Here is a 12,508-nt window from a genome sequence, read left to right on the forward strand (position 1 = left end):
CATGGCTTCTTCACCAAATGGCTTCAATTTCTCCGAAGCTTATCGAAAAATGCAGCCCACAGCTGAGCGGTCAATCATTACGGCTCGAGAAACAGCGCACAAAACGATCCTTGCTGAAGCTATAAAGTCGGCAGCAAAAGTTGTGGATTTAGCACGCTTGGCCTTCGGGCTTCCAATCCCGCCCGAGAGAGAAGTGGACGACTGGTTCGGGAAGGCCGTAAGGAAAGGGGATAAACACTTCTCGCTTCAGATAGATACTGAAGAGGCAGCTAGAATTGCCACGCTGCTTCTGAGCGACGCCATACATTCCGGCTATCACAGCATATCCGCCCTCGTTATAGCTGCCAGTTTCTCTGGCAAGCGCTCGTGTCCAGATGAAAGCAAAATAGTCGAACAGGCGAGAACCGCATTGGCAGACGCGCCGAGAAAAAGAGGGCTGTCATTCACTGCTAATCTTACTCTTCCCCAATCGCAGGACATCTCCAAGTTTACGGCGGCCGTGGCCGCCTCACCAGACGGACCTACTGTTAAAGCAGCCCTGGACGCTGTACATTCAGACGCAAAATCGCTTTCGACCAAACTTGTGGCGAATGTCAATCAGACCTTACAAACCTTGACCAACGAAAACAGGCGGCTGGCCGAAGAGATTGATCTGCTCTGGTGGCACATGGGCGGCCAAAGCTATTTGTTGGGTGTGCCCCTCGCTCAAGTCCAGGAAACCGCTCTGCCCTTGCTAATTGGTGCAGACGTTGCCGCAATGGTGACAGTTCTTCCCGGTCCACATGGAGCCTACGGAATCATTAGGCGCGCGCTAGGATCCACTGCCGACAAGGACCAAAGCATCGCAGATACCGTGCTGGCGCTTCCAACCGAACACCGTCGCCCTTTCCTGGGTGAGAAGGTCTTTCAGGCGGATGACATCGCCGTCCTTCACTATGCCGTTAAAATGGTCTCAGACGACGACGGCGATCAACTTGGACCCAGCTTTATGAAAACGACCGGCCTCAAACCGCAAACAAAGCTGACCCGCTATCAGATTGCTCTCCAAGCCTATCACGAGCGTTTGTTCATTAAACACGGGTGGCTTTGATGGCCGAGGGCTCGCAAATATGCCGCAATCCCACGTGCGACGTTGCGTCGACCGGCGTATGCGCACAAGGGCACGATCCGGTTGATAGCTGCGCGGAATATGACGCGGAAGAGTCCGAACTCGATCCCGGTGACGATGTTTCAGACGAGACTACCATCGTGGAAAACCGTACCCGTCTCAGATCAAGCGAGGTTTTGACTGACGCCGATATCTGGTCGTTTCGCAAGAGCCATCGAACGAAAACAGTAAGCTTGATCGGTGAGTTCAAGACCGGGAAGACCACTCTGATCTCTGGGCTATACGCGCTGTTTTGCAAGGGGCCTTTTGCAGGGTTCTCGTTCAGAGGCAGTAGGACGCTGACCGGTTTTGCCCGGCGCCATCATCTCGCTCTGGAGTCTTCTGGCCGAACCATTCCCACGACACCTCGCACTAGTATGGCGGACGGAGTGGGATTCTTCCACCTTAACCTCGTTGGCGACGACGGTGTCGAGGCGCATCTGCTTATCGCTGATCGCTCGGGCGAAGCATTTCAAAGCGCGCGTACAAATACCACCATGATGGACCGACTCGGTGATCTTAAGCTCTCCGATCGCGTATGCTTTCTTCTCGACGCCGACAGGCTGACCCAGCCCGACACTCGGGCTGGGTATCGGCGGGAATTTAAGCAAACTATCTGGGCACTTCTTCAAAACGGTGTCTTCAAGCCGAACGTTGTGCTCGAGGTGTTGACCACAAAGATTGATAAAATCAGTCGCCGCGAAAATAATTCCGATGTTGTTTCAGAACTTGATGAGTATGAGAAAGCGCTTGTGAAGGAGTTTGCAGCGGAAGGCATAGTTGTAGAGGCGTTCCGAATCTGTGTTTTGCCGCGCGCCAACTATGAATTGGGCCTGGTGGGCTTGGAAGACCTCATGCGACGGTGGTTGGCTCCAACCGCACCAGTCGAAATTCTTCCCCTCGCTCCCCCTCAGACGGTCCGCAACATCGACCGCCTAGTCGAAGTTTGGAGCAAGGAACATACCCATGGCTAAAGTGAACCACATGGTCATGGGTGTACAGTCATCGGGGAAGACGACCTTCGCTGCAGCACTATGGTACCTCATCGATTCCAGGGAGCTAGATACGGTCCTCAGAAAAGGCCTACACAACGGTGACTTCCAATATCTGGAGACGATTGCTGACAATTGGGCGGCCGGATGGCAAGTGATAAGAACCCCCACTGACGCGCATGAGCCGATCCGCATCAACTTGAAGCAGCCTGGCGGTGAAGAAGACATTGATCTCAACTTCATTGATCTCTCGGGTGAAACCTTCGAACGAATTTTTGCCACACGGGCAATCGACGCTCGGGTGGAAAGTCTATTCGAGGCAATGGACGGTCTGCTCCTCTTTGTGTCTGCCATCAGAAAAAAGGACGATATGTCCATTTTAGATATCGGGCTTGCAATGCCCGAAGCTATGCCGCCTGAGGTCGAAGATGATGGAGAGGACCCGCAAGCGGAGACCCTTAAACCGGTCGAAGATCCCGAGTTTACGCCGGGAAAGACACCTCAGCAGGTTCAGATCGTTGACCTACTTCAGTCGATCGCGGATGCACCGATGGGCTTAAGACCATCGAGGATTGCAGTCATAATATCCGCTTGGGATAAGGCTCCCCCCGTCATGCCAGATATATGGCTCAAAGATAGGATGCCGCTTCTCTACCAATATCTTGCCAATCATGAACTCGCTGTTCCCTTCCGCATCTACGGCGTATCTGCACAAGGAGGAAGCCTCCCAAAAAGAGAAAAACCTGATACTCCGAGCCAACGCACCGAGCTCCTGAAGGTGAAAGTTGCCGGAGAAAGGATTAAAGTCGTGGGTCACGGCGCACGTGCACACGATCTCACTCATCCTATCCAATGGTTGAGTGGGCTAGAGGATTGATGGAACGAAACCAAGTCATTGAAATTGATCAAGCCCTTTTCGGTTACGCCGACGGGCACAGGCAGCTTGCATGTTCAACGCGGCTTCCCGCGAGTGATATGTATGAGCTTGCCTCACGATCAGACCTAGCTCCGGGCGCGCGGCTGGATCCGCAGGGGAGCTACATAACAGGCTTTAACCTGCCGGAAAGCCGCATGTTTGCTTTTGTAAAAACGTGGCTCGCCCCGGAGATGCCACGGCCTGGCTGTGTCTGGAGTCATGCATTATTGCTCCCGAAGAACTTTTTGGCGGCACAGGTTGATCTCAGTATACTCGACGCCTTCTTCCAAAGACCAGGATCCGCCGCCGACCGGCAGCCCTACGTGAATAAGCTTGAGATCCGGCGGTTCGCTAAAGGGGCGCCGGCTAATCCATCATTGGTCAAGAGGATTCTCGATGCCTATTATGAATCAAAAGATCTAACGCTCGAGACGATCTCAGAGGCCGACCTTCAGCGAGCTGTATTGGCGGTGTGGTCACAACAGTGGCCAAAGTTGCGGGCCGAGTTCGAGTTCCGAACCGCGCTCACGACTGGTGCCGTGTCGAACAAGGGTCTAAACGTACGCTTGGGGGCCGCATCGGAGCCGTCGCCCGGCAAAATCCGAGAAACGCGCTGGTTGGAGCCAGCAGTTGCTGATGCGATCGCGCAAGAAGTCACTCCGCTGAGGCGATTTCTCTGGAGATATGGAAAGGACATCGCGAAACCGCGCAGAGCCTTTATCGACCTTGTCGGCCTGTATGTAGTGGCCCAGGCCGCATCACCGGGGTTGTCGATCGAGCAGGTCGTTTCGACTTTCCAGCGATTGCCGGGGGAAAGCAATGGTGCAACTCTCAAGCGAGACATCTTGGGAGTTTCGGTGCCCCCGTTAGCACTGGTTCCGCGTACAAAGCGTGAGGATTTCGTCGCCGTCCTGCGGCGGGTACGCCCTGTCGAAAATAAAATTATGACCATAGAAGAGCTTAGAAGAAGTACCCGGTCATATGGACTTTCCGCAATCCCCCAATTTGCGCAAGAATTGGTTAGTCGCGAGGCGGAAAGCATATTGGAGTTGGATGTCGTCCTCGAAGATATAGAAGGGGCGGCTACCTTGGACGAGCTACACGATGAAAGAACACCAACTGCGTTCTCACTCCGTGTCCTTCAAAAAAGGCCGCAGTTGATTCGTGAGTTCGACCTCGCTCGGTTGCCGGCGACTGCGGCAGAACAGCTCCTGCCTTTGGTTGACGATCCGAAAGCGCTTGAATTACTGTTCGGTTGTCTGCTCCGCGTCCCTCCCTCCGATGATACTATCACTGTGATGAAGGGGCACGGGGAGCCGGCTCTCCGCGCCGCCATTAGTTCATCCATAGATCAAACTATGCACCCACAGTGGCCAATGGTTCTGCCAAAAATGGCACGTTCGTTGCTGGACGACGAACTTCTGAGATTGGAAGGCATGAGCTCGGTCAGCCATGCCTTGCTGCTGCTTGACTTTCCCAGTTTCCCAGCGGTTGCGGCAGCCAAATGGTGGGCGGCTGCAACGCGCGACGGCAAGGAGGGGATTCCATCCGATGGCACTGTCGTCATGGCCTACGTTCTGGTTCGGAGCTTTCAGGAGAGTTTGTCACGAAACATCGACCTGATCTCAATTACATTTCCCCAAGTTCGCGCTGCGGTTTTGAGCAACACACTTCCGGAAGCAGTTAGATCCTTGCTGGACGAAAAACTGCCGCGGATTTCTGAAAATTGGGATTTCAACAAGCGTTTGCTCAAGGTTCTCCGCAGAGGAACGCGTGATGGGGTCGATGTAACGCCCATCCTGCTTCATTTATCACTCTCCGACCGTGAACTGGCCTATGTTCTGGATGAGAAGTCTGAAGAGGGAATCGGATTCAATTTCACAAAGCTTTTCTGGCCTTGGCAACTCTAATGCCCAATCGGCTTCAGAACGGTTCGCGCTGCAATTTTTCTCGCCTCTTCCCTATAGTCACGCAAATCCGCCATCACAGAACCACAGGTCGGCCGCCCACGCAGAATACGCGGCCGTTCGCCAGCCGTTTCGGCGAGCATTCCTGCAGCTACTGGCTTTCGCCATTAATTCATCGCGAACAGCATTGGGCCCTCCGGCACCATGCGTTTGATGCAGAGAGTACCTTATGTTCAATAATTCCTCAGCAGATTGAGAAGCATAGAGCGCCGCAAGCTTTAGATCCTTGAAGTGATTTCGGACCCTTTGCATAAGAATTGGGTCCCAAGCCGCGACGGCTTGAACATCGAAAAGAAGAGCGCTTGGAGAGGTTGGCACGACGCTCGCTACCAACCACGTCTCGGAGTCGACGTCGTCGTAATAGGGATGAATGCCAACTTCTTCCGCAGTAGTCGGAAATCCCGCCAGTTTTGCCTTGTTGCAATCTGTACATGATGGCACCAGATTCAAAGGCGACACAGCAAGCGCCGGGTAGTGGGCCTTGGGCAGATGGTGATCCAATGTCATCACATTGCGATGTGCACAAAGGGGACAACGGCCGTTAGGCGCCGAGGCGAAAATTTCGTCGTAAACCGGGCGTCCGGGGCCCTTTGATCCTGCCATTCGCTGGGTGTAAACGGTCTCCATTTCATCCTTTGTGACTGCGACAACCGGTGCTGTCCTAGGAATGGAATGAAGGTTCTGAAGTGGTCCGGCGACGTCATATGCGGCGGACGCTGCAACAACAGCATTTTTTGCAGCGTTCAGCCGAGTTTTCAGATTGACGTTTTTGACACGGCTGATGCAGAGGGTATACGTGTCGAGTGCGCTTTGGGCTGGTTTGTCGAGTTTCAGCATCAGATGTCGTTCGCATCTCTCGCTGCGATCAAGGCCCGCACGAGAGCGCGCGCTTCACCGCCGAGTTCATTGTCAAACTTTTCGACAATCCCATTGAAGGTCGATCCGCTCTGAACCTCATCCGTAAGCAATTTGTGAAACCCAGAATGAGTTACCTCGAGGCCGAAGACCTCGCGTGTTAGGATGCCGACGTTCTCGCCAAACGTCTCGACTTCCGGTCTCTCAGCTATAGAACGCTCTCCTATCCGTCGGATCTTCCAGCAGCAATTCATTGGCACTTCTTGGAGGACCACCGGAGAGTGCGTTGCAATAACTGCCACTCCATTCCTGTTGACCAGTAGGTCCGACAACGCCCTGATGAAAGCTGACAACAAGGGCGGATGCAAATGCGCCTCGGGCTCATCGAGTAGGACAAGCGTGCGCTCTTCAACTGTCTCTACCAGTCGAGTTATTGTCAAAAGGACGATTTTGTGGCCCGAACTCAGCAAGTCGAATTTGCGCCGGGCTTCCCCTTTCACATCTTCGCTGTCGAGGTCAGAGTTTGCCAGTTCGACCACTTCCGCATCGCTAAAGACGCGATCGGTTTCCAGTGTTTCCAGGGCACGTTGCCATCTTGAGGCCCTTGCCCCCTGACGACAAACGAGCACGCTGTTTGCAAACTCTGTTGCCAATCTTGCTGGAGACTTCGGAACGAGGCGTCGATCCTTGTCCGCACTGTCGATCCGTTTCAGACCGACATAAGTATAAAGAATGCCTTCGCTTTTGTTTTGTCGGTTGGGCAGCGGCTCAAATGAGTCGAATGCACTAAAGGAGACAGATACAATGTTTGCGAAAACCTGATCTTCCAGAATATCCTCTGGATCCCCTTCAAACGATCCGACTTCGCTTGTCCTAGCGTTCGAATCGACTATTGCCCGAGTCATGTTGTTCAGCAGATGGGTCTTCCCGACTCCGTTTCGTCCAATAATTACATGCACATTTGTCGGCGGGTTTGAGCCTGGCTCAACTTCAAACTCAAAGACCGGAGGCGACACAGCGGCTCTCCGGGGTTTGGGCCCGGTATAGGAGAAGCGGTATTTTGAAAGCCGGGCGCCCCCACGCGACATGCGTGAAAATTGTCCTCGGACCGTTGCCGGCGTCACTGATCGCAAAAGCGAAACACCCGTCACACTCTCTTCGCGGGCAAGCTGAAAACGATCAAGATCAAACGCCATATCGCGCAAGCCGCGCAGAACAAAGTCGCGCGCTTCATCTCCGAGGTTGTTCAAGTCTTCATAGTAGCTGTCGTCTTGGCCAAGGGAGAAGAACTCCTCGCCGAGCTCATCGAACTCCACTGGCAACGCTGGACGTCGCTGCTCCTTCTCCATTTTGAACTGACCAATCTTGACGCCACCTATGTCATGCCGCTTTCCGTCTCCGTCAAAGACCACCAATTGATACAAGGTATTGTACTTAAACCAGTCATCCCAATTGTCGGTCAGCAGAAACGCGCAGCCCACAGCATCGGCCGGCGGCCTTACGCCATGTGCTAGAACTTTGAAGAACAAGACTTTTCCCCACTTCTAGTGGTGGCCGACGCACGAGCAGTGCACTCTTGATTGGAGCTACGAACCATCAACAGTCTCCAGCTTGGAATTCACTGATTCAGCAATTGGCTCGCGAAGGCGCTCGTGCGCAACTTCTTGTGCTTCAACGAAGAAGCTTTTACCGGAAATTCCTGCTCGATCGAAAAAAGCTTGGTTTCGCTCGCGTGCGTCATTCAAAAGCGTATCCCAGCCAATCAGCTCTATCGATCCTTTGAAACCGCTACGTGGCTGGTAAAAGCGACCTCGACCGTCTGCTGTTCGGTCCCAGGAATATGTCCAGTCATCCATTTTTCCCACAATATCGGCGACAATGAAGCAATAGAAAACTGTGTCCTCTTTCAGTTTAATGGGCCTCCCGCGTACGTCAATCTGCCCGCCGCCGAGCAGCCGACGCACATAACGCTCTACTTGATGCTGGGGATTTTCGTCGTCTGCGTAGCTCGTCCTACCTGGGCGCTTGAACTCAACGAGCAACACCCGTGACGGGTCGTCGGTCTGCCGTAGGCCGTGTACATGATCGAATATGAGAACGTCCGGCCGTTCATCACTGTCCACGGCGCTGGTCAGGTTGTAAAACTCTTCATCTGAGCTGAAATATTGCGCGAACGTCAATCTCTCGTCGATGATCCAGAGGTCATGCGACGATGCAGGCACGACCTTCCTCGCCCCATCTGCCAACGTGTTTATCCTTAAGGGGCAAATGAATGAATGCAGAATGTCCTCTCGCTGGTAACTACTATCACGCGTATCATCGCGGACTTTTTCGAGCAAGATTTCCATGAAATCCAAAACCACCTTTCGGCGAACAATATACTCCGCTAGGCTTTTCTGCTCAGTTTCCTCAATGGCTTTGCCTGCGGCTTCTATTGCAGCCGAGAAGGTGTTCACATCGACTGATGGCTCTTTAAGCCGTTCCAAAACTTTCCTAATTTTCTCGGCTTGCCGCTGATCACGCCGAAACCGTTCACGTGAAAGATGACCAAATATTGCGTCGTCATTCAACTCGCCCGATGGAAGCTTGTCCTGGAGATCATCGATGTCGCCAAACGCAACAGATGGGTACGATTCCGTTATCGCTCTGACACGCGTGCGCTGATCTTGGCGGAGAGCGGCCAATGGGGCCGCGAGAAAAGCTTCTATGTAGCAGAAGCAGACGTCGTTGACGATGTCATCCAGTACGGCGTCCTCAAACTGAAATTTGGTTCTTTCTTGGTTGACGTTCTTGTCGAGATAGGGGCCCGTCAGTACGGCATGGAAAACTCGATCGCTCTTTTCACTGAAGAACTTTAAGCCCAGCTTGCTGTCTATCTTATGAGAATGAACGGTGCGGTCATGCGCAATGAAATGGACGAAATGTGAGCCCTGCAAGTCAGCGCTGGCAATCTTGTCGCACTCCATGAGTGTGAGACTAAGCTCGCCATACTCGGCGCTTTCGATGCTCGGAATTACCTCTTTTCGATGGATAACCGAGTTGATCTCGTCCGGGTAGTGTCGTGTCTCGTCTCCACAGTGAACGGTCACTCGAGGCGACCTGGAACCGATGAATGTTGGGAGGAAATGAGATGTAAAATGTTGAAATACGTAGCTTGCCCGGCCCGGAAATTTTGCTCGATACGGATTGTCGCGTAACCCGTCGAACTCCACAAGGAAGCCGGTGTCAGTGGTCGGGTTCCCTAGGTTTTCCTCGCTGTAGTCCTGGATCTGATCTGACAACGACAAGACAAACCTGAAGCTCCTCCGCTTTACAGTCTCCCCTTCAGCGTAGACGCTGTTGACCTTTATCCCTTCAAAGCAATCCAGCCACAGAAGACGACCCACGCCCTTCCCGCCACGAGCGTACTTGTTGTCAGTATCAGTGGTAGAGAATGCTTCAAAGTTGCGTTCGTCTAAACCATTTCCGTTGTCCTCAACCACAATATTCACTGGCGCCTGCTTTCGGCCTGTGACGATGGTAACAACAACGCGGCCGTCGCGGGCCACATTCTCACGGAAACGATCCTGTGTTGAGTGGATAGAGTTGCTAACGGCTTCGAACAACGGCTGCATGGCATCAGCAGTATTCGATGGCTTCGGTAAACGATCAATTCGTTTAACGAGATTTGTTCGCAATGATGGCACAAGCTGCTCCCCAAGTAGAACACAATCTAAGCGGTAATTGAATCTCTTCGCAATCGACCTGACGCGAAGACGACAAATAAAGTTTCCTTGCGTGTTACAGAACTCCCCACGCGCGAAACCTCCCCCTGCCCGTCATCTCCCTCAAGCCGAGTTCCAAAACAATCCGCCGCGCCGCCTGCGGCGTGACCTCGAGCGTTTTTGCGACCATCTTGGCCGACACCAGCGGTTTCGCGATCACGAGCTCGACCAGCTCCGGCAGTCTTGAAGACGTCCGGCGTCCGTCCAGCTTTCGCTCCATCAGCGTTTTCGCAAGCGCCAGCCGGTCGTGTTCTTTCAGGCCTATCTCGGCGGCCGCTAAAAGACCGTGGGCGATGGCGAGCAGCCGGGTCTCCCGGTCGCGATGGCGACGGCGATCGACGGGGATGGTTTTCAGGCCGGTATTGATGGCGGCGAGATGGGCACCGGTGGTAACGCCGGTCTGGCGCAATATCGACGCGGCCAACAGCCGGCCAAGCCAAGGCGCGTGCTGGAGCACGGCAAGTTCGTTCCAGGCATCGAGGGTAATGATCGCCTGCAGCACTGCCGGCAGGTTTTCGGCTTGGCGCCACACGCCGCGCCATTCCTCCAGCCGGGCATCCTCATCCCAGTCGAGAGATCATAGACCAGCGGATCGGCCGGAGCCCGGCCGGGCTTCTTGGCTCGTTCGATCGCGGCGTCAGAGCGCGCGAGGATCGCATCGATCGCGGCATAGTCGACGCCGGGCAGATCTTTGACGTCGTTACCATCATCCCCCTCCTCTTCCGCATCGATCGCGACAGCCGCCCGTATGACTCCGGCCGTCGTAGCCTCGTCCCCGCCGGCCGACCCGATCTCCGAGGTTTTCCGCAGCGAGCGGATGCCGTCGGCAGAGAGCGGCCAATCCGGGGATTGGCCGGCGATCCGCCGACGAGTGCGCAGGACGTCGCGGGCGATTGTCAGTTCATGGGTCGGTGTGCGAATATCCCGCGTGGCGTCGTGAAGGACGAGGTCTTCCAGGTGGACGAGTTCGCCGTCGATCCACAGCGAGGCGCAGGCATCGGTGAACTGGGTGCGTTCGACGAAGCCCTGACCGACCGGTGAGCGGGCGATCCGCTCGTCGAGACGCGTGAGTGCAATGCCGGCGCGGAATGCCGGCTCCAAAAGGGCTGCCATGCTGATTTTCGCGATATCGTAAGCCATTGAAATCATGGTAAATGATTTCCTAAAGGAACTCTATATGAATATTATGGTTCCTCACATAGTATGCTTGGCGGTTGTGCGGCTAACCATCGATAAGTACCAATTATCGATGTTTAGCATCTCGCGCTTGGACTAATATATCTACGTTTCCGTATCGCGTATGAGCGAGTAATTTAAAACGTTGCTGCATTTTACGCTTCAACCAATTAAATATGCTTGAATGACCGCAAACCAGGATACGGGAAACCCACAATCAGCCTAGCTGTCACCTCGTCATTGTCGGCGACCTCATCGACACACACCAACTGCCCAACCACGTAACGGTCGCCAAATCACGCCGCCCCGCCGCCTTCGGCGACCTTCAAGACGCCGCGACTTTAAAGGCGGAAGCCCTCATCGTCTGGTTAATAGCCCTTTTCTCGGCAGCTATCGGAAAATTGAGCCTCGGATCGCGGTATCGAGCATCAATGAACCCGCCACTGCCCTCAGATACCTGCATCCCGCTCTAGAGTTCTTAAATGAGCGACGCAGGCTGCATTCACCAGATCGAGCAGCACTCCGGTGCGCTCTCCAAGCCAATTGAGAGCGTCAGGGGTGATTTCGAAATGCTTCGAATATCGGGCCTTTACATAGGCTTCGCTCAATGTGTTGAACCAGGCGCGTTCTCGATGCTGGTCACGCGGAAAGGCGTCAGCCAGGCGCCGATCTTGCTCTTCAGCGAGCGAACGGAGGAATTTGATGTTGTGTGATGGTGGCGCGTAGTTGGTCAGCGTCAGGAGTACACAGGAATAGGCCTGCTCAAGCGCTTGGTGCAATTCGAATGCAGCGACACGAAAACTGCCTTCATTTGCATAAAAACCACTTCCTTTTAAAAAAGTTTTGGCAAGCCCTATCCGGTCTTGGAAGTGCTCCTTCGCGAGCCTCAATCGATCCGTCGCTGTAAGCACGCGCGGCTCGGCCAGCGGCTCGTCATCCAGTTCGTAAAGGACGATGCCTTCCTTGCGGATGTCGGAGAAGAAATACTGCCCTTCCTTCAGATAGGTGTTCACCTCCCGCCGCGAATGCACGATGAAACTGACGGGCGTTTCCACCAAGGGATCGCGGTTCAGCCTGTCGGCTGCCTTATGCCAGAACTCGGCGAACTCGCAGAGCTTGCGATGGTTGACGATTATCAGCAGATCGAAATCCGACCGATAGCCCTTCATCGTAAACGGCTCGTCCACCCAGCCACCCTTGGCGTAGGAGCCGAAAAGAATGATCTTGAGGATACGCCCGCGTTTTTTGAAGTCGGCGGTCCCTTCCTTCAGTGCGTCTTCGAATTCCTCGTGGAGAATTTCAAGGACGCGTGCCAACTCCCGCTGCTTGCGTGGCGGCATGTGATCAAGGGAAGACTTCATCATGGGCTGCGCGGGGTTCCTGACAGGCTTTGCCTCTAAGTGATTGGGGATTCTACATGATGCGTTAAAAACGACAACCGAGTTGCTCCCCTTTTTTGTCCATGACGCAAGAGCACCCGGGCTTTCAGCTAGAGCTCCAAATGCGCGTTCTCGCGGTTGCAGCACGCAAACCGCTGAAAATACGCCTGTTGCAACACCGATCACGGTCGTCCCCCCAATGGCCTCCCTTTCATCTTCACAAAAGTTTATATTATAGTTTCCGTTTTCGACTCGCGCCGCGCTTGGCATGACCCGACAAAACGATCTAAAATTCCCTTTTTGGTTGTCTAT

General features: G+C 54.0%; 8 protein-coding genes and 1 pseudogene. 4 read left to right on the forward strand and 5 right to left on the reverse strand.

Annotated elements, in window-relative coordinates:
* Position 1: 1 nt before the first annotated feature.
* The 4 genes from ACOZKU_RS23905 to ACOZKU_RS23920 are packed head-to-tail and all read left to right on the forward strand — an operon-like array spanning position 2 to position 4,965.
* Positions 2-1,090 carry a GTPase-associated system all-helical protein GASH gene (locus ACOZKU_RS23905; protein ID WP_421580971.1) on the forward strand — a complete coding sequence of 363 codons (1,089 nt, stop codon included), beginning with the start codon at positions 2-4 and terminating at the stop codon, positions 1,088-1,090.
* Positions 1,090-2,121, forward strand: coding sequence for a TRAFAC clade GTPase domain-containing protein (locus tag ACOZKU_RS23910; protein ID WP_421580972.1), 1,032 nt, complete (start codon positions 1,090-1,092; stop codon positions 2,119-2,121). The genes ACOZKU_RS23905 and ACOZKU_RS23910 overlap by 1 nt, the downstream gene beginning before the upstream one ends.
* Positions 2,114-3,016, forward strand: coding sequence for a hypothetical protein (locus ACOZKU_RS23915; protein WP_421580973.1), 903 nt, complete (start codon positions 2,114-2,116; stop codon positions 3,014-3,016). The genes ACOZKU_RS23910 and ACOZKU_RS23915 overlap by 8 nt, the downstream gene beginning before the upstream one ends.
* Positions 3,016-4,965, forward strand: a complete 1,950-nt coding sequence (locus ACOZKU_RS23920) for a hypothetical protein (RefSeq protein ID WP_421580974.1) — start codon at positions 3,016-3,018, stop codon at positions 4,963-4,965. The genes ACOZKU_RS23915 and ACOZKU_RS23920 overlap by 1 nt, the downstream gene beginning before the upstream one ends.
* A gap of 57 nt (positions 4,966-5,022) precedes the next feature.
* Here the strand turns inward: ACOZKU_RS23920 and ACOZKU_RS23925 are convergent, their stop codons facing one another.
* The 5 genes and pseudogenes from ACOZKU_RS23925 to ACOZKU_RS23945 form a co-directional block, all read right to left on the reverse strand.
* Positions 5,023-5,859 (reverse strand): HNH endonuclease, encoded by an 837-nt coding sequence (locus ACOZKU_RS23925; protein WP_421580975.1) that lies wholly within the window; start codon positions 5,857-5,859, stop codon positions 5,023-5,025.
* Positions 5,859-7,406, reverse strand: a complete 1,548-nt coding sequence (locus ACOZKU_RS23930; protein ID WP_421580976.1) for an AAA family ATPase — start codon at positions 7,404-7,406, stop codon at positions 5,859-5,861. The genes ACOZKU_RS23925 and ACOZKU_RS23930 overlap by 1 nt, the downstream gene beginning before the upstream one ends.
* A 57-nt stretch (positions 7,407-7,463) precedes the next feature.
* Complete coding sequence (locus ACOZKU_RS23935; RefSeq protein ID WP_421580977.1) at positions 7,464-9,491, reverse strand: ATP-binding protein; 2,028 nt, start codon at positions 9,489-9,491, stop codon at positions 7,464-7,466.
* A gap of 166 nt (positions 9,492-9,657) precedes the next feature.
* A pseudogene (locus tag ACOZKU_RS23940) lies at positions 9,658-10,790 on the reverse strand (RHE_PE00001 family protein).
* Positions 10,791-11,266: 476 nt separating this feature from the next.
* Positions 11,267-12,181, reverse strand: coding sequence for a nucleotidyltransferase and HEPN domain-containing protein (locus ACOZKU_RS23945; RefSeq protein WP_421580978.1), 915 nt, complete (start codon positions 12,179-12,181; stop codon positions 11,267-11,269).
* Positions 12,182-12,508: the final 327 nt, after the last annotated feature.

Source organism: Shinella sp. M31 (genome assembly GCF_049199205.1).
In the GTDB taxonomy this organism is placed as follows: domain Bacteria; phylum Pseudomonadota; class Alphaproteobacteria; order Rhizobiales; family Rhizobiaceae; genus Shinella.

What these genes read in the sequence shown, in the direction of transcription:
- ACOZKU_RS23905 (WP_421580971.1), top strand. Translation starts at nt 2, where the DNA reads ATGGCTTCTTCACCAAATGGCTTCAATTTCTCCGAAGCTTATCGAAAA.
- ACOZKU_RS23910 (WP_421580972.1), top strand. Translation starts at nt 1,090, where the DNA reads ATGGCCGAGGGCTCGCAAATATGCCGCAATCCCACGTGCGACGTTGCG.
- ACOZKU_RS23915 (WP_421580973.1), top strand. Translation starts at nt 2,114, where the DNA reads ATGGCTAAAGTGAACCACATGGTCATGGGTGTACAGTCATCGGGGAAG.
- ACOZKU_RS23920 (WP_421580974.1), top strand. Translation starts at nt 3,016, where the DNA reads ATGGAACGAAACCAAGTCATTGAAATTGATCAAGCCCTTTTCGGTTAC.
- ACOZKU_RS23925 (WP_421580975.1), bottom strand. Translation starts at nt 5,859, where the DNA reads ATGCTGAAACTCGACAAACCAGCCCAAAGCGCACTCGACACGTATACC.
- ACOZKU_RS23935 (WP_421580977.1), bottom strand. Translation starts at nt 9,491, where the DNA reads ATGCAGCCGTTGTTCGAAGCCGTTAGCAACTCTATCCACTCAACACAG.
- ACOZKU_RS23945 (WP_421580978.1), bottom strand. Translation starts at nt 12,181, where the DNA reads ATGATGAAGTCTTCCCTTGATCACATGCCGCCACGCAAGCAGCGGGAG.